Annotated in this window: 12 protein-coding genes; 7 read left to right on the top strand and 5 right to left on the bottom strand. The window is 71.9% G+C overall.

Annotation, left to right across the window (positions count from 1 at the left end):
* Positions 1-49 precede the first annotated feature (49 nt).
* Positions 50-6,286 (bottom strand): DNRLRE domain-containing protein, encoded by a 6,237-nt coding sequence (locus tag ACZ7JZ_RS19245; RefSeq protein ID WP_470940613.1) that lies wholly within the window; start codon positions 6,284-6,286, stop codon positions 50-52.
* Between the two features lie 850 nt (positions 6,287-7,136).
* Between ACZ7JZ_RS19245 and ACZ7JZ_RS19240 the strand changes: the two genes are divergently transcribed.
* From ACZ7JZ_RS19240 to ACZ7JZ_RS19225, 4 genes are all read left to right on the top strand, one after another.
* Positions 7,137-7,454: a LamG domain-containing protein gene (locus ACZ7JZ_RS19240; RefSeq protein WP_470940610.1), complete on the top strand. Its 318-nt coding sequence runs from the start codon at positions 7,137-7,139 to the stop codon at positions 7,452-7,454.
* Positions 7,455-8,303: 849 nt separating this feature from the next.
* Positions 8,304-8,888, top strand: a complete 585-nt coding sequence (locus tag ACZ7JZ_RS19235; RefSeq protein ID WP_470940608.1) for a hypothetical protein — start codon at positions 8,304-8,306, stop codon at positions 8,886-8,888.
* A 432-nt stretch (positions 8,889-9,320) separates the two neighbouring features.
* The gene (gene ctaD / locus ACZ7JZ_RS19230; RefSeq protein ID WP_470940605.1) at positions 9,321-11,054 is read left to right on the top strand and encodes an aa3-type cytochrome oxidase subunit I; all 1,734 of its coding nucleotides are present in this window, start codon (positions 9,321-9,323) and stop codon (positions 11,052-11,054) included.
* 9 nt (positions 11,055-11,063) lie between these two features.
* Entirely contained in the window at positions 11,064-11,498 is a 435-nt protein-coding gene (locus ACZ7JZ_RS19225) for a hypothetical protein (RefSeq protein WP_470940602.1), read from the top strand.
* A gap of 328 nt (positions 11,499-11,826) precedes the next feature.
* Here ACZ7JZ_RS19225 and ACZ7JZ_RS19220 read toward each other — a convergent pair whose 3' ends face one another.
* Entirely contained in the window at positions 11,827-12,357 is a 531-nt protein-coding gene (locus tag ACZ7JZ_RS19220; RefSeq protein WP_470940679.1) for a hypothetical protein, read from the bottom strand.
* A gap of 429 nt (positions 12,358-12,786) precedes the next feature.
* Positions 12,787-13,470 carry a hypothetical protein gene (locus ACZ7JZ_RS19215; RefSeq protein ID WP_470940600.1) on the bottom strand — a complete coding sequence of 228 codons (684 nt, stop codon included), beginning with the start codon at positions 13,468-13,470 and terminating at the stop codon, positions 12,787-12,789.
* A 504-nt stretch (positions 13,471-13,974) separates the two neighbouring features.
* On the opposite strand from ACZ7JZ_RS19215, the gene ACZ7JZ_RS19210 reads away from it, so the two are divergent.
* Both ACZ7JZ_RS19210 and ACZ7JZ_RS19205 read left to right on the top strand, forming a co-directional pair.
* Positions 13,975-14,793 carry a hypothetical protein gene (locus tag ACZ7JZ_RS19210; protein WP_470940598.1) on the top strand — a complete coding sequence of 273 codons (819 nt, stop codon included), beginning with the start codon at positions 13,975-13,977 and terminating at the stop codon, positions 14,791-14,793.
* A 281-nt stretch (positions 14,794-15,074) separates the two neighbouring features.
* Complete coding sequence (locus ACZ7JZ_RS19205) at positions 15,075-15,698, top strand: HAD-IA family hydrolase (protein ID WP_470940596.1); 624 nt, start codon at positions 15,075-15,077, stop codon at positions 15,696-15,698.
* Between the two features lie 121 nt (positions 15,699-15,819).
* Here the strand turns inward: ACZ7JZ_RS19205 and ACZ7JZ_RS19200 are convergent, their stop codons facing one another.
* Positions 15,820-15,984 (bottom strand): hypothetical protein, encoded by a 165-nt coding sequence (locus ACZ7JZ_RS19200; RefSeq protein WP_470940594.1) that lies wholly within the window; start codon positions 15,982-15,984, stop codon positions 15,820-15,822.
* Between the two features lie 272 nt (positions 15,985-16,256).
* On the opposite strand from ACZ7JZ_RS19200, the gene ACZ7JZ_RS19195 reads away from it, so the two are divergent.
* The gene (locus tag ACZ7JZ_RS19195; protein WP_470940592.1) at positions 16,257-16,697 is read left to right on the top strand and encodes a pyridoxamine 5'-phosphate oxidase family protein; all 441 of its coding nucleotides are present in this window, start codon (positions 16,257-16,259) and stop codon (positions 16,695-16,697) included.
* Positions 16,698-16,775: 78 nt separating this feature from the next.
* Here the strand turns inward: ACZ7JZ_RS19195 and ACZ7JZ_RS19190 are convergent, their stop codons facing one another.
* Entirely contained in the window at positions 16,776-17,183 is a 408-nt protein-coding gene (locus ACZ7JZ_RS19190; RefSeq protein ID WP_470940590.1) for a RidA family protein, read from the bottom strand.
* Positions 17,184-17,208 lie beyond the last annotated feature (25 nt).

Here is a 17,208-nt window from a genome sequence, read left to right as displayed (position 1 = left end):
GGTCGTCCGGCCCCTCGGTCGTGCGCTCAGGCCATCCGGCCGTGACCGGCTACCGCTTGAATCGGAACCCGCACTGTCGGTTGGTGCACTTGGCGTTCCAGAGCGGCGTGTTGCGGGCGGGTGCCCCGCCGAACCAGGCCGAGGTGTAGTAGTCGAACCTCACCTCGAAGCGCTCCTGGAAGCCGCAGACGGGCAGGTACTTCAGGAAGCAGACCTGGCCCTTGCCGTTGGCCTTCCACTGCGTCCAGCCGTAGCGGTTCGCGTTGCGGTAGGCCCCGTGCAGGGCGAGCGTCCATCCGAGCCCGGAGGCCGTTCCCGTCTCGTCGCCCCAGCTGACGCCCTGGGACCAGGTGATGCCGTGGGACCTGTCCACGCAGACCTCCACGCGCATCCCCACGGTGCCGATCTGGATCGGCACTCCGCCCTCGTACACCTTGTAGCTGCGGCTGTGGGTGCGGCACGAGGCCGACCTGGTGCCGGTGGTGTCGCTGCGGCTGACCGGGTCGCCGCAGACGTAGTCGTAGGCGTTGCAGCTTCCGCCGGGGACGGGGTCTTGGCTCAGGAACCGTCCGGTGACCGGGGAGTACAGGCGTACGCCCATCAGGACGGTGCCGTCCGCGGTCTCGGCGGAGCGCTGCTTGGATCCCAGCCAGGCGTATCGCGCGGGCGTGCCGGCGGTGTTGCCGTACTCGTCGGAGGTGAGCACCTGGGGTGCCTGGTCGGCCGCGAGCGGGAACTGCACGGCGATGTCCCCGTGCAGGTCGGTGAGCTGGAGCCAGGTCTCCCCACCGGTCCTGGTGATCGCACCGAGGTTGCCTTCGCCGGTCTTGACGAACCGGCTCACCTCGCGCGGTGAGGCGGTCTCCAGCACCCAGGAGGGGCTGTCGGAATCGCCGCCGTAGTGGTTGGTCCGGCTGCCGGTGGCGTTCCAGGCGCCCTGGCCGTCCTTGCTCTCGGTGACCGTGGACCCGAGTCGGCCCGTAGCGTCCAGGGTCCAGGTCTGACGGCGGTCGCCGACGGTCTGGGTGCGCACCATGTCGTTGGCGAAGTAGCCGTACTGGGTGCCCCCGGTGCCGGTGGTGCGTCCGAAGGCGTCGTAGGCGGTGCCGGCCGAGATGAGCCGGTCGGCACTGTCGTACGCGTACGCCGTTGAGGCGGCTGCGCTATCCGTGCAGGGCGCCTCGGGGGCGCTCGTGGACACGGCGAGCGAGGTCCGGTTGGAGTTGGCGTCGAACCCGTAGGCGCGACGCGTGCAGACCTGGTCCGCGGCCGTGTCGTCGACGCGGACCAGGGATCCCGCCCCGTCGTAGTCGTAGCGGCGGTCCCGGCTGCCGCCGGTGGTGACGGTGCTGCGGACGATCTGGTCGTGGATGTTGAATTCCGCGGTGTCGGACAGGACCAGTGCGCCGTCGGAGGAGCGCCGGTAGGTGCGGCCGACCGGGTCGCCTCCGGAGTCTCGGGTGAGGGACAGCGTCAGGCCGCCGGGCAGCTGCTCGGAGACGAGGTTGCCGTCGGTGTCGTAGGCGGGTGTGAAGGTGCCGGCCTCGGAGTCGGTGATCGAGGTGGCCGCCCCGCTCGGCTCGGTGGCCGCGTCGTACTGGTACGTGACGGTGGACGGGGCGGAGTCGGTGGTCTTGACCGGCCGGTCCAGCGCGTCGTACTGGGTGGTGGTGACGTTGCCCGCGCCGTCGTCGTAGGACACCAGGCGGCCCAGCTTGTCGTAGGTCCTCTCGATGGAGGCGGTGCCGGTGGTGCTGCGGACGACCTTGCCGTTCTCCGGGCTGTAGGTGAGCGTGGTGTCCTCGATCGCGGCGGCGTCGCCGCCGGTCACGGTAGACTTCACGGCCCGTCCCGCGTCGTCGCCGGTGGTCACCGTGGTGCGGGTGTGGCTGCCGGAGGTCTCGACCACGCGTTCCACGGTGCCCCAGCGGTCGTACTCCATGGTGCGGCCGGGCTGGGTCTGCGGGTTGCCGGCGCCCCCGGTGATGTCGGCTGCGGGCTCGGTGCGGCAGGGCAGACCGGCCCATTCGGGGCGGCCGTGGCAGGCGCCGGTGCCGGTGGCCGACCAGTACGTGGTGAGCTCGGTGCCGGCGTCCGATCCGCTCGACTTCGGCGAGATCTTCTCGACCAGCCGTCCGAGGGAGTCGTACTCCTTGCGCTCGGTGATGTTCCGGCCGCCGGGGTCCTTCACCGTCCGGGTCTGCTGACCGCTGTTCCAGTCGTAGGTCTGGGTGACGGTGCGGCGGTCCGCGTCCTGGGGGTAGCCCTCGACGGCGGCACCCGTGACGAGGGTCGTCACGCGGCCGGAGACCGGGCTGTCCGCAGGACGGTTCTGGTCGTAGGCGTTGCGGGTGTGGGAACGGGCCGCGACGACGGAGCGGGCGGGCAGGGCGGGCCTGTCCCCCGCCGCCGGCAGGTCGCTCTCCAGGGTCACCCGCCGCAGCGGACGGTAGATGTCCGTCTCCCGCTGGCCGTCCTCGCTGTAGACGCTGACCGTGGACAGCAGCAGTGCGCGGTCCGCAGGGGTGCGGTCGGCGATGCCGAGCCCCTTCAGCTCGTTCTGGCGGGCCTGGGTGGCTCCCAGGGCCAGTTCCCGGGCGCCGGCCGTCAGTTCCCGGACGACGTTGCCGTACCGGTCGTACTCAATGGTGCTCAGGCCGCCGCCGGGGACGGCGCGGTTGACCTCGCGGCCCGAGGGGTCGATGTAGGTGACGGTCGCCCGGCCGTAGGCGCCGGCGGCGAGGGTGCGGCCGTCGTTGCCCGCGGGGACGGAGCCGGGCGGGAAGACGGCGGTCGCGTCGGACGGCAGGGCCGTCTGGCCCCAGGCGGCCGCGTCCTGGGCCCCGAGGGCCCGCGGGGCGCCGGTGCCGGAGACTGGTACGTCGTAGACGACGGTGGTCGCGGCCTCGCCGTCGGTCTGCGCCGTCTCACCCTGCTTGAGGGTCGGGCGGGATACTTTCAGGAGCATGCCTTCGCCTGCGGTGACCGCGTTGCCGGCCTTCCCGTAGGTGAAGGTCCAGGGCAGCTCCCCGGCGGGGGTGAGGGTGGTGACGCGGCCCGCCGCGTCGTAGGTGTAGGCGTTCTTCAGGGCGGGGCTGATGCGGGGGTCCCAGCCCTCGCGCAGCCGCCCCTGGTCGTCGTACGCGTACCGGGCCACGCTGGAGGGGGTGGACTCGGTCGCGCCGGGGCTGGTGACCCAGATCCGGATCTCCTTGACGCGGCCCGCGTAGTCGCCGAACGCCGTCGCGGTGGCGGTGGTGTCGCCCGCGTACACGTACTCGAGGACGCGGCAGCCGCGGGTGGAGGGCGCGGCCTCGCAGGCGGCCGTGCCCACGGCCGGGGTGGGGGTGACGACCCACCGCGGGCGGGCCAGTGCCTCGCCGTTCACCATGACCTTCTCGGCGACCACCTTGGTGGTGGAGCCTTCGGTCGGCAGCGCGCTGGCGGAGGCGTTCCACACGTCCATGGCCGGGTCGACCTTGGTGAAGGCGGTGGTGACGCCGTCGGTGTTGCGCAGGGTGAACGTCCCGGTCAAGGAGCCGGTCAGGGTCGCACTCTCGGCGCCGGGCTCGGGCTTCCAGGTGCCGCCCGCCGCGGCCGTGAACCCGATCTCCCCGCCGGTGATGTCGACGACGGCCACCGAGGTGGCGGACGTCTTGCGCAGGTGCGACCAGTCGGACTTGGTGAGCGCGGCGACCGTACCGGAGCGCCACTGCGGACCGAAGATCGGCACCTGGCCCTCGGCGTCGGGGGTGCCGCCGCTGCGCGAGGCCGCGCTCCGGCTGACCGTCAGTCCCAGGATGCTCACGTCGGTGGAGTCGAGGGTGTAGTCACCCGTGAGGAGGTTGGCGGAGCCGGGGCCGATGTCGGCGGTGGGCGCGGAGCCCGCCTGCCGGTCGACCGTGACCGTGTGGGGCGCCGACGCGTCGGTGGCCGTGCCGTCGCTGAAGACGGCCCGGACGTCGATGGGTCCGTCCTCGGCGAAGGTGTCGGTGATGTTCCAGGTCAGTTGCGCGGGGCGGCCCTGCGGGCTGGCCAGGGGCCACGCGGCGACGGCGGACCCGTCGGACGCCTTGCGCACGCCTGCGACGGGCACGTTCTTCCACGGGTCGGTCTCGCCTCGGCGGTACTGGTACGTCACTCCGGTGTACGAGGACTTGCCCTCGGCGGCCAGGGTGGTCCGCCGGGCCGGGCGCTCGCCCTGGTCCGGGGACAGCAGGGCGGCTCCGGAGCCGGCGTAGAAGACGTACGTGCTCGGGGCGGAGACGTTGCCCGCCGGGTCCACGGTCCGGGCGGTGACGGTGTGCTTGCCCTCGGCGAAGCTGAGGGTCTTGGTCACCGCGGCTCCGGTGGTGGCGGCGGACTGCCACAGGGGGTCGCCGTCGAGCCTGTACTCCACCGCTGCCGCGTCTGCGGCGGGAGGGGTGAAGGTGAACTGGCCGGAGTAGCCGCCGCCAGCGTCCGGAGTGCCCGACCACGTGCCGGTGGGGAAGTCCCCGGAGGAGACGGAGGCCGCGGCCGGCTTGGTCGTGTCGACGGTGAAGTACACCGTCGGCGTCCAGTTCGACCAGTAGGAGCCGTCGTTGACGCGGCCCTTGTACCAGTAGGTGCGGCCGTTGACGAGCTTGCCGGCGGGCACCTGGTGGGAGACCGTGCGGTTCTCGACCAGGTCCTGGGTGCCGCTGTCGTACACCTCCAGGTTGGTGGTGCCCTCCCACACCTCCCACTTGGTCCGCAGGAACGGCGTCTCGGCGTCGCTCGCGGTGTAGGACAGGTCGGGGGTGGTGGTGGTCACCCAGTTCTTGCCGCCGTGGGCACGGCCCGGGCCGGCCTTCATAGGGTTCCCGCCCACCGGGGGCGTGTTGTAAGTGACCGTGATGTGGGGGGTGTTGGCGGCCGCGTTGCCGGAGTTGAACCGCTTCCAGGACTTCGGGTCGGACTCGGTCGTGGCCCGGATGCCCATGGTGTTGCTCGTGTTGCCGTTGGCGGCCCAGGCGACGGCGAGGTTCTTGACGTCCTGGGAGACCCAGCCGTCACCGCAGGAGGTGGAGAAGCCCTTCGTGGCCGTGGAAGTGGCCCACTTGGCGGTCCAGTTCGGCTGCGCCGTCCACCGGCTGGCCTCCGTGGCGTGCGGGGTGTCCCACACCTCCCAGGAGGCGGGCGCGCAGGAGGCGGAGAAGTGGTTCCACAGGTTCAGCTTCGCGTCCAGGATCTGCTTGCCCGCGATCTGCGCCATCGGGAACTGCAGGAACGAACGGGCCACCTGTCCGGAGCCGTTGTTGCCCAGGCGCAGTTCGGTCGAGGCCGACATGTCCGTGGTCGTGCCCTGCTGCACGAACGTGTCCCACATCGCGGCGACGTTCACCGCCGGGTCCACGGTGACCGGGAACTTCGTGGCCGGGTCGGCCAGGAACTTCGCGTCCGGGGTGAGGGTGATGTCGATCACCCCGCCGCGCTGCGCGAGCTTCAGGCCCACGTCGGCCCGGCGGGAGTGCTCCCCCGACTTGGGATCGACGCTCGCGTCCCACATGACCGGTGCCGGGAGCACACCGACCTGCTTGCCGGACTTGGCGTCCAGGAAGGTCACAGACCGGTCGGCGTTGGCGCGGGCCTTGACGCCCTTGGCGTTCAGGGTCAGCGTGACCGTGCCGTTCGCGGCGACCGCGGAGCGGTCCTTCAGCTCCAGGTACTGTTCGAAACCGGTCCGGGTGGCCTCGATGACCAGGTCCGTCGCGGGCAGCGCGTCCACGTAGCGTGCATGCGTGCCCTTCAGCTGCGGTTCGGGCAGGACCCCGCGCCAGGAAAGGCCCACCTGCCGGCCCTTGCCGGCATCGAGGGTGACGAGCGGGACCGCGGTGGTCCCCGGCTTGCCCGCGGCGCCGGACGCGCGGACCTTCGCCGCCTGTGCGGAGGGTGTCCGGCCCCCGAGCGACAGGCCGTACGGGTGCCCCTTGGCCCCGATCGTCCCGCCACGCTTCACCAGAGCGACGTCGACGTCGCGCCACTGGCCCGTGGCCCGGTCGCGGAACCGGACCGGGCCCGAGGAGGCCGTCATCGTGGCCGTCCCGTCGGGGTTCACCCACGTGGTCGTTGACTCCGTACGCTCCGACAGCGCCTCCACCGGCTTCCCCGACAGCCGTGCGGTCAGCCCGGCCGACGCGAGGTCGGCGGCCTGGGTGGCGTTCCGCGCCGGGGCCGCGGACGCGGCCCGCGCCGGGGCCGACGACACCGCACTGCTCGCGGCTCCGGCCATGAAGACCGTCTCCACGGCCAGGATGCCGGCCACTCCCAAGGCGAGGGGAGGAAGCCCGCGGCCCACAGGCCGTCTTCCTGACTCAGGCGCGGGCGGTATACCCGTTCTCTTGCGCACTGCTCTTTCTCCACTCCTGATTCGATGACACACCCGAGGACCTCGCTGGCGGGCCATGGCATGCCGCGCCCAGCGTCTTCGGGCCCGCGTGCCCGGCCGTCGCAGGCGCCCGCTCGGCCGCTGGTCCGGCCTTCGTCCCCACGCGGCCCTTGTCTGGGCGATCGCCCTACCGACGCCTGACCGGTGTGGACCGGACTCCGACACGAAACGTGCGGCCTGGGACCAAGGACGGTCTCCGGCCGCACAGATGCCCGGGCAGGGGGCGCGGTCTCGGCCGCACGTCTTCGCCGACACGCAGGCCGCACCTGACGCCCCGGCAAAACCCCTGCCTGAACAGGCATGACGCTAAGGTGCCGCGCCGCGGCGGCGGAGGGTCTGGCGCGCCATCGAGGGGGTCGTACGCGCCATGGCGGGGGTTGCACGCGCCACGGCGCACCGCAGCGGAGCGGCCCCCGCTTCCTCGGCCCGCTCCGCACCTTCGGTCCTCTTCGACCCTGTCCTACGGGGGCGCCGTTCTGAGAGGGCGGTTCGTGAGTCTTCGGTGGTTCTGTCGTCGCCTGACGGGGTGGGTGCGGGCGGAATCCGACGGTCCACGGCCGGTGGCCCGATGGCTGCTCGTAGCGAAACTCGGCCGGCTACTGCTTCCTGGTGAAGCTGCCGGTGTCGGCCTCGGTGAGGATGTCGAGCTTGACCAGGCGTTTCAGCGCCTGGGCGGCGAGGAGGGTGATCAGCTCGTCGCGCCAGCGGCGGACGGTGGACTCGCACCGTGTCCTCGGGAACGCACCCGCCCCTCAACGACAACCAATGGCACCACATCGTGGCGACCCAAGGAATCAGCGGAATGAGGCTCTACGTCGACGGCATCCTGCAAGGCTCCCTACCCGCCGAGGGCAACTTCGTTCAATACACGGGATACTGGCATATCGGTGGGGGGAATCTCGTCGGGTGGCCACAGGAGCCGACGAGCGCCTATTTCGCCGGACAGATGGACGAGACGGCGATCTACCCTTCCGAGCTCACCCCCCAGCAGATTCGCAACCATTTCAGCCTGGGAAAGGTTCCATCGAATCCGCCCACCCGGTGACAAGGCACGCAGTGGATCCCGCCCGCGGGATGCTGCCCCACCGCGGGTGCGGCGTGGGCGCCGTGCTCCGGGCAGTGGCCGGCGGGGACTACGACGCACCCCTGCGGCGCGCACGGGCAGTCCGTGCCCCGGGCGTACAGGGCCGCGTGACCGGCCCGGCCGGCGTCCCCGCACGAACCGGCCCGCCAGGACAGGGCCGCCCACACCCGCCTGCCGCGCGAAGGGGCTGCCGCCCCGAAGGACGGCAGCCCTTTCGTAGCTGGCAGGCGGCCGGGCGCCCGAAGTGCGGTGGCCTGTGCGTGCAGCGTCCCAGGACCCGGCGACAGCGCTCAGGATCTGCCTCAACGATGAGTAGTCCCGCAGTTCGGCGGGGTGGTCCGCCTGGTCAAGGCTGAGGTCCAGCGAGGGGCCCTGGCATGTCCGTGGTTCTTCGCAGACCAGGAACGCGCAGAGGCAAGCCGGTCGGTCGTCGCCGCCGAGATCGGGCAGCGCCTGCAGTGCCGCTCTGCTCTCCTCCTACGGCTTCGCCTCCAGGCCCTCAGGGGATCGGGGATTCACGCGAGGGTTGATCCGGGCGTTCCCGCCGGCTGTGGACCGATCACAGGACGAACGGGCATCGTCGCTCTCGGCGGCCCGCCCGAGGGGCGGACCGGGAGGTGGTGCATGCTGGGGGCCGGGCCGGGCCCGGGAAGGTGGGGCGGGATCGTGGGCGGGGGCGGAATGGGACGGCGGGTACCGGCGCCGGTGGTCGTGGCGCTGACGGTGCTGGTGTGTGGCGCGGTGTCGGTCGCGGACAGTCCGCCACCGGGGCTCCGGCCGCGGAGCGGACCGCCTGCGATGGAGCAGTTGATGGCCGTCCTACCGCGGGGCGGGGCGGTCCCGGGCTACCGGGCCGCCTTCGAACGCACCGACCCGCACGACGAGTACGAGCGGGTCGAACTCTGCATGCCAGTGGCCCGCGCCCTGGCGAACGAGCAGCGGGATCCGGTCGCGGCCACCGCGGTCCGTCTGGATCCCCGTGCCGGGCAGCCGGGCGTCCTGGCCACCTCGTACAGCTATCCGCACGGGGAGGCGGTGCGGGTGATGGACGAGCTGCGGGCCGCGGTCCCCCGGTGCGCCCACTACACCGTGCCCGTGTGGACCGCTGAAGAGCACACCCACAAGGGCCTGGAGCCGTTGCCGTCGGCGGAATATCCGGGCGATGAGATGCTGTCGTACCAGGTGCTGATCGCTCCGAGCAGCCACCCGAGCTTCGCCGAACCGCCAGAGCCGCCCCCTCTGACGGCTCGGTCCGTGATCACCTACGTGCGCACCGGAGACGTCGTCACCCGGTACGCGTCCTACGGCGGCGACGCTGCCCCCCGAGCCGTACCCGAGGCCGTCGTCCGCGAGTTCCACCGGCGGCTGGTTCGAGCTCACCAGCTGCCGGGGTAGCGGGAGCCGGTCCGGCGGAGGGATGCAGCTGCAGCCACGGGGTGTGCAGCCGCAGAGCGGGGAAGAGGGTGCCGGTCCCGGCCACCGAAGCCTGACCCCGGGGCCGGGCCGCCGCGCCCGAGACGCCCGCCCGGGCCGGTACCGGGCACCCGCTTCGCGATCGACCAGACCGTCATCGCCGTATCGCCGCCCCCGGGGCGGCGCCCGCCTGCCGTCCGAGGCCTCCCGCACCGCCCCTGCCTGGACACGCTTCGGGTCGCATCGCTGAGGCAGGGCGGGAGGGCCGGCGCGTGCGCTCGGCCAATCCGGTCCAGTCCGCGGCGCAGGCTCGCCGAGCGCCGTGATCCCTAGTGCAGCCTGGCACTCTGCGTGGGGGCCGGTGGGGGAGGGACGGTCCGGCACATCCGTGTACCGAGCCGAAGGGGACCGCCCATGGCGACGTCCACCGAGCCCGCCACCCCCCTCCCCGTTCCCGGCCGCCCGCGCGGCAGCGTGATCGTGTCCTGGCTGACGACCACCGACCACAAGAAGATCGGCCACCTCTACCTGATCGCGTCGTTCGCGTTCTTCGTCGCCGGCGGGGTGCTAGCGCTTCTCCTGCGCGCCGAACTGGCCCGCCCCGGCATGCAGATCGTCTCCAGCGAGCAGTACAACCAGGCCTTCACCCTGCACGGCACGATCATGCTGCTGTTCTTCGCGACCCCGACCTTCGCCGGGTTCGCCAACGCGATCATGCCGCTGCAGATCGGCGCCCCCGACGTCGCCTTCCCCCGCCTGAACATGCTGTCCTTCTGGCTGTTCCTGTTCGGCGGGCTGATCGTGGTGGCGAGCGTGCTCACCCCGCAGGGCGCCGCCGACTTCGGTTGGACCGCGTACACCCCCCTCAGCAGCGCCGAGCGCACGCCGTTCGTCGGCGGCGACATGTGGATCATGGGGCTGGCGCTGTCGGGATTCGGGACCATCCTGGGGGCCGTCAACTTCGTCACCACGATCATCTGCATGCGCGGTCCGGGGATGACGATGTTCCGGATGCCCGTCTTCACCTGGAACATCCTGCTGACCTCGGTCCTGGTGCTGTTCGCCTTCCCCGTCCTGGCGGCCGCCCTCCTCGTGCTGGAGGCGGACCGGCGGTTCGGCTCGCAGGTCTTCAACCCGGCCAACGGGGGCGCGCTGCTGTGGCAGCACCTGTTCTGGTTCTTCGGGCATCCCGAGGTCTACATCATCGCCCTGCCGTTCTTCGGCATCGTCACCGAGATCATCCCGGTCTTCGCCCGCAAGCCGGTCTTCGGCTACATCGGCCTGATCGGGGCCACCCTCGCGATCGCCGGGCTCTCGATGACGGTCTGGGCGCATCACATGTTCGCGACCGGGGCGGTGCTGCTGCCGTTCTTCTCGTTCATGACCTTCTTGATCGCGGTCCCGACCGGCGTGAAGTTCTTCAACTGGGTCGGCACCATGTGGAAGGGCTCCCTCTCCTTCGAGACGCCGATGCTGTGGTCGATCGGGTTCCTCGTCACGTTCCTCTTCGGCGGGCTCACCGGGATCATCCTCGCCTCGCCGCCGATGGACTTCCACGTGACGGACAGCTACTTCGTCGTGGCCCACTTCCACTACGTGGTGTTCGGTACGGTCGTCTTCGCCATGTTCGCCGGGTTCTACTTCTGGTGGCCCAAGATGACCGGCACCCTCCTCGACGAACGCCTCGGGAAGATCCACTTCTGGACGCTGTTCACCGGCTTCCACACCACCTTCCTCGTCCAGCACTGGCTCGGCGCCGAGGGCATGCCCCGCCGCTACGCCGACTACCTCAGTGCCGACGGGTTCACCGCGCTCAACATGGTGTCCTCGATCGGCGCGTTCCTCCTCGGCATCTCCACCCTGCCGTTCTTCTACAACGTCTGGAAGACGGCCCGGTCGGCCCCCCGCGTCACCGTCGACGACCCGTGGGGGTACGGCCGCTCCCTCGAGTGGGCCACCTCCTGCCCGCCGCCGCGGCACAACTTCACCACCCTGCCCCGCATCCGCTCCGAGTCCCCCGCCTTCGACCTGCACCACCCCGAGATCGCCGCACTCGACCCGGGCAAGCACGACCGGCGCGACATCGTCGACGACCCCTCCGCCGCCACCCACCAGGGCCCGGACGCCGCCCCGGGCCGCAACCCGTAGGAGACCGCCGTGTCAGAGCGCCCGCAGGAGGACGCCGCCGCCGGATTCGCCCGCCTGGAGGGCTACCTCATGGGCCGGGCCGCCGTGCGCGAGGCCCAGGAGGCGGGTCGGCAGTTCGCCCGTACGCTGACCCGGCTCGGTCCCGGCGAACAGCACGAAGTCGCCGACCGCTTCGCCCGCCACCACCTGGCCCTGCGGCGCGAGATTCTGCTCACCGTCACCGGCAGGACGCGGGAGCTGCGCGCCGAGTACAGCAGCCGGTACGACCTCCTGCGCCGCCGCAGCCTCCCGGCGGGCACAGGACTACTGCGGCCGCACAGGACTGCGGCCGTAATGGAGCGGGCCGCAGGCAGGGGCCAGGCCCGAGTCGCGGCGAGGAGGCTTTCTGCACCTGTACGAGTCGACCGACTCCGGGCTTCCCGGGCGTGGCCGCGTCCTTGGTGATCCACCGCATGCCGCATTCGGCGGTGGGGATGAGGGTGACGGTGGCCTGCCGGAGGGGGTTCTCGGCATCACCGCTTCCGGTGGTGGCACCCCGGCCGGTGAGGGTGGCGTTGCCGGGAAGGAGTTCGGGAGGCGGGATCCCGGCAGGGCGGGCCGAGCGCGCCGGAAGCCGCCGGCCGACGCCGGGAGCCGCACGGCGAGAACGGCGAGGGTGCCGGGCCGCAGGTGGCGGGGCGGGATCTCCGGAGGGGCGCTGCCTGTCCGGGCTGGTCACAAGAGGGCGGTGTGGGGCGTCGGGCCTTGAGGCGCTGGCGGTGGAGGCGTACGTCTACGGCTTCGGCACGTACCTCGCCGGCCGCTGGGTCGTCCTCCAGCGCGGAGCGTCGTCATCCGGGACGTCCGGAGACGCGAAGTGGAAGGGCACCACAAGGTGGGCGGCCAGCGCCCGGCCGGCCTCAGTGGCGGCAACGCCGGGAGGGGGGCTGCCGGATCGGTGGTAGACGGTCGCCAGGCGGCCCTCTCCCTCCGGAGCGTCCAGAACCGCGACCAGGTCCACGAACCAGTCGTGCACGGTGTCGCCGTCCCAGATCGCCTCCACCGCTGCCACACGGCCGGGAAGAGCTGCGGCCCGGGCTGCGAGCGAGGCGAGGTCCAGCGGATCGGGCGGCGTGTGCTGTACCCGGTCCCCCAAAACCGCGTATCGCGCGTGGACCACCCGCTCGGCCTCGTGCAGCCCCACCCCCAGAGGACGCAGCGCCTCCCAGACCGACCTGACCGCCGACAATCGGCGGTCGCGCAGCACGTCGGCGTCCACCTCACGGCAGGTCCGCTCCTCCAGATAAGCCCACCAGCCGCTCACCGGGCCACCAACCAGGATCTCGGGGAGCACGTCACGGTGCGAACCTACGCCAGCACCCGGTACCCGCTCGGACCGCCCCCTGGTAGCGCCGCCGAATCTTGGGTTCTGGCTGACTTTCGTGGAGCATCCTGTCGACCATCATTCCGGGCGCCGGGACCGGGACCGGGCCGACGCGGACTCCGGACGGGCCCGGGCGTCGCGGCAGGGCGGCCGTGGCGGGCGTGGCGGGCGTGGCGGGCGTGGCGGGCAGGACCTGCGTACTCTCTGGACGTCCTGATTGACGGGAAGCGCGCGGGCTCCGGAGCCGCAGCCCGGGCCCGCGAGCAGCGGGGGCGGCGGCCTGCGGCGCGGCTGGGGCGGTACGGGTTCGCGGCGGGGGCGGGCCGGGCGGCGGGAACCGGTGGCGGGGCGGACCGGGGCGCCCCGGGCTCAGGTGCGGTTCTCGGCTGCGAGGGCGATCAGGACGTCCATGTCCGGTACGTCCAGAGCCGGTATGCGCAGCCAGTGGAACGGGAGCCCGTACGCGCCGCCCTCGGCCGCCCGGTACTCCATGCGCAGCAGGGCGCCCAGTTCGCTCTCGTCCTCGTCGGCGATGACGACGCTGTAGCGGCACGAGGTGATGCTGTGCCAGGAGATGTCCGTGCCGTCGTGGCGCAGCCCGTCCGCGGTGGCGGTGAGCGGCCCGAACTCCAGCTCCTCGCCGGCCGCGAGGGATTCTTTGGCCCGGGCGAGGTGCAGCGCGGTCACCGGGCCCCTGATCCGGTCCACCAGCGGTGCGATGGCAGAGGGCGGGGACGGGGACATGCGGCCGGAGAGGAAGACGGCCTCTGGTGTGGCGACGGGCGGGTCGGTCGTCCGCGAGGCGAAGACCGTGCCGTCGGTGAACTCCATCCGCAGCAGGTGTACCCACTGCGTGACCACCGTGCCGTCCGTTCCATGGCTGCCGTCCACGTCGTTGGCGCACCACAGGCGGGCGACCTGCGCCCACCGGTACACGTGGGGGCCGCCCGTGCCGCCGGCCCCGGTCAGCGCCACGCCGTCGCCGAACACGGAGAGCGTCGCCGCCTGCGGCCCGTCGGGCCCGGCCGCTTCTCCGGCCAGCGTCCCGTGCACCGGCCCGGCAGGCAGTTCACTTCCCGGTCCGGATCGCGGTTCCGCAGTCCCCGGCACGTCGCGCTCACGCGTGGCCCGTCTCCGCCACCAGCCAGCCATGCGTCCCCCGCTCGGTAAGGCGTCCCGGCTCAGCCGGTGCCGTTCACCTCAGATCCCCGACTCACCCCGACCCGGCGTCCACTCTATTCCCGGGTGGGTTCCGCTGTCCGCCCGATGCCGATCTCCCCGCCCTGTCCGCGGGCGCCGTCCCGGGCAGGAGCGGCAGGACGAAGTCCGCCTGAACCAGGTCGGCGTGACCCGCCCGCCACGCGGCCGCGAACAGCAGACCGGTCAGCAGCAGGCCCTGGGCAGCGATCCGGTCCCGGTCCGACATCGGGCCGCAGTTTCGTGAACGCTCTCCGGACGATGCTCGACCACCGGTCAGCACGGAAGACCGCCGACGTCGCCCCAGGGGGCTTCCGGCCCGCACCGCCGAGTACGCACGGCCGGGCCCCCGTGTTCGCGGTGAGCAGCGTCTCGGGAGGCAGCCTCGGGACGGTGTCCTGGCTGGCCGACTCCCCGGACGGGACGGCGGGCGCGGGGACGTCCCCGCGAGGAGAGCCCCCGCAGGGCGGACCGGCGCTGATCGACCTGCGTCCGGGCTTCCTGTGCGAACGCCAGGACGTCAACCTCTCGACGGCGGCACTGCCTTCCGCGCGCTTCCCCTTCATCACCCCGTCGGGGCGGCTCACCGCCGCCGACTGCGGGCACGGGAAGACAGCGGTGTCCGTGATCGACGGAGGGTACGTGGACTCCACCGGGAGTCTCACCGCAGTCGACCTGCACGCACAGCTCGGCCGCCTGATCGACTGCCACAACCGGAGGGTCACGGCCGGGGCCGCCACCGGACCGGCGGGCCCGGGGACCGCCGTACCGCGGGGCTGCCCGCCGGGTACTGGCACGGCAGTTCGGCAGGTGGAGGCCGCACTCGTGCAGATCGACAACGGCTACAGCAGCGTCGCCTCGCCGGCCCCCTCGCACAGCCGGCCGCGGGAGCTCCTCGTGCCGGCACAGGGGAAGATCGCCGCGGTGTCCGTGGCAGAAGCTGCCGTACGCCAGCGTGCCCTGGAGGCGTTCGGGTGCAGCCGCTACCTCACGTTCGCCAACGTCCGCGGGCCCGGCGTCCAGGCGCCCTTGGGCTGGGTGCTGTCGCGCAGCGCGCAGGAGAACCTGGACGACCAGCTGGACTTGCTGAAGGGGCAGCCATCGGCCGGCGCCTCGCCCGTGGACGACAGGCTCCGTACAGCGAAGCAGCGGTGCCGGCAGGCGGGACTGGAGGACTGAGGACGCCCGCCCCGGCCGGCACCGCCAACGGGTCGGCCGCAGTAGCAGCGCCGTATGCCGCGCACCCCTATCCGCTCGGGTACCCGCCCTTCTGAGGGCGTGGCTGACGTCGCAACAGGGCTTCGGGCCGCCGGTCGGCCGACGCTGGTGCGCGGTCATGTCGTCTGACGTGCCGCTGGTCAGCCGCAGCGGCCCGGTGACCGGCTCGGAGGGGCAGGGGGCCGATCCGGATCTGGGCATATCGCTTGCACGCCGCTTGGAGGTCGCAGGAGGGTACGGGCATGACGACGAGGCTGCGCGCTGCTCTGTTCGACGTGGATGGCGTTTTGATCGACTCCGGTGCGGCCCACCACCGCGTGTGGACCTCGTGGGCGGTGCTGCGCGGCCTGGACCCGGGGTATGTGCGTCGGGTCACCCAGGGACGGCGGCGTGTGGACACCCTTCGCATCGTGGGCCCGGAGCTCGACGTCGCGGAGGAGAGCAGGGTGCTGGACCGGCTGATGGCTGTTGAGGAAGAGGCCATGCGCCCCTACCCCGACGCCGCGAACGTCCTGCACGCGTTGACGGTGCCCTGGGCTGTGGTCACCTCCAGCCGGAGGGAGGCGACCCGGTTGCGGATGGAGCGCATGGGGCTTCCCGTGCCCCGCGTCCGCGTCTGCGCCGAGGACGTTCGTAGCGGCAAGCCGTCGCCCGACGGCTACCTGGCCGCTGCGGAGCAGCTCGGTGTGGACCCGCGCCGCTGCGTGGTGGTCGAGGACTCACCGGCCGGCATTCAGGCCGGGCGCGCCGCCGGCTGCACCGTCTACGCCGTGGCCACCACGCACGGGGTGGAACTGCTCGCCGAAGCCGATGCGTGCTTCCCCTCGCTGGACCATGCTGCGCAAGCCATCAAGGAGACGCGGTGACCGACCAGCCGACCAGCTACAGCAAGGGGTCCGAACTGGACTCCTTGCGAGCCGTGCTGAGTCACTGACCGGGTGGTCGGCCGCCCCGTGGGGACCGACAGCAGTGCCGCTTTGTGCGGTTCTACCGGCTCGGGTTCTCGCTCTGGGCCTCTTCGGCTTGCCGCAGGGCGGCCATCTCCCGCCGCCGCCAGCGGACTACGAGGGCTCCGGACAGCACGCCGAGCAGCAGGGCGAAGAAGGTGCCGCCCCAGACGACAGCGGTGAACAGGGATCCCATCGACTCCATAGGGCCCGCATCGTAGTGCGGGGGTGAACGCACGGTCGGGTCGACCCCGGGAACGGAGGACTGGCTTGCCGCGGCGAGGTGTTCCCCCCGTATCTGGTGGACCGAGTGGTCGGTGGCGGGGGGCGCTTGCCCACGGATGAGACCTCACTAGATAGTCTGCAACAAAACTATCTGTTATGGTTTTCCTCATTGCGGCAGCGGGCTCGCCATCGACGTCGCAGCCGTCCGATCTGCCCTCCCGTCCCGACCTGACCATCGAAAGGCTGACCACCATGAGCCACCGCACCGCCACTGAGACCACCCCCAGCACCACCCGGAACGACGGGCCGGCCCCCCGTGCGCTCACCGACCAGGAGCTCTCCCGGCTTTTGGGCCAGCAGCAGTTCGGCGTACTCGCGAGCGTCAGGAGCACCGGCCACCCGCACCTGTCGACCGTCCTCTACGACTGGAACACCGAGGAGCGCGTCCTGAGGGTCTCCTCCACCGCCGACCGCCTCAAGGTCCGCCAGTTGCGCCGCGACCCGCACGCCTCGTTGCACGTCAGCGGCCCGGACGTCTGGTCGTTCGCCGTGGCGGAGGGAGAGGCGGAGATCGTGGATCCGGCCGACGGGGCGGCCCCTGGCGAACAGCCGCTGCCCGACCGGCGCGTGACCATCCTGCTGCGGGTCTCGCGCCTGTACGGGACCGCCCTGGACATCCCCTCACAGGGCTGAAGGATCGCGCCTCGCCGGGGCAGGAGAATCCGTAGGCCTCCCGTTCCGTGGACGGCATGTGCTGCCCGGCGCAGCCGGTCAGTCGAGGACTGCGGTCGCCTCGATTTCGACCAGGTGCTCAGGGACGTCCAGCGTCGCTACGCCGATCAGGGAGGCCGGCGGCACCAGCGCGAGCCCGAGGCTCCTGGCCGCGCGGCCTATGCCGTCCATGAGCAGGGGCATCTTCTCGGGGGTCCAGTCGACGGCGTAGAGGGTCAGCTTCGCCACATCGTCGAAGGTGCCGCCGGCTGCGGCCAGCGCGGTGGCGACGTTGAGGTAGCACTGCTCGACCTGGGCGGCCAGGTCGCCCTGTCCGACCATGTGTCCGGTGGAGTCCCAAGCAACCTGTCCGGCGATGAAGACCATCCGTGTGCCGGAGGCGATCGCGACCTGCCGGTAGGCGTCGACGGTGGGCAGTCCTTCGGGGTTCACCAGGGTGACGGCCATGTTCTTGCTGCTCCTCTTGGTCTCT

This window comes from Streptomyces sp. NPDC038213 (assembly GCF_055600495.1).
This window is presented reverse-complemented; position numbering and strand designations above follow the sequence as displayed.

Coding starts and splice junctions, on each gene's coding strand:
- ACZ7JZ_RS19235 (WP_470940608.1), top strand. CDS start 8,304: ATGGCCGTCCTACCGCGGGGCGGGGCGGTCCCGGGCTACCGGGCCGCC.
- ctaD (WP_470940605.1), top strand. CDS start 9,321: ATGGCGACGTCCACCGAGCCCGCCACCCCCCTCCCCGTTCCCGGCCGC.
- ACZ7JZ_RS19205 (WP_470940596.1), top strand. CDS start 15,075: ATGACGACGAGGCTGCGCGCTGCTCTGTTCGACGTGGATGGCGTTTTG.
- ACZ7JZ_RS19200 (WP_470940594.1), bottom strand. CDS start 15,984: ATGGAGTCGATGGGATCCCTGTTCACCGCTGTCGTCTGGGGCGGCACC.
- ACZ7JZ_RS19195 (WP_470940592.1), top strand. CDS start 16,257: ATGAGCCACCGCACCGCCACTGAGACCACCCCCAGCACCACCCGGAAC.
- ACZ7JZ_RS19190 (WP_470940590.1), bottom strand. CDS start 17,183: ATGGCCGTCACCCTGGTGAACCCCGAAGGACTGCCCACCGTCGACGCC.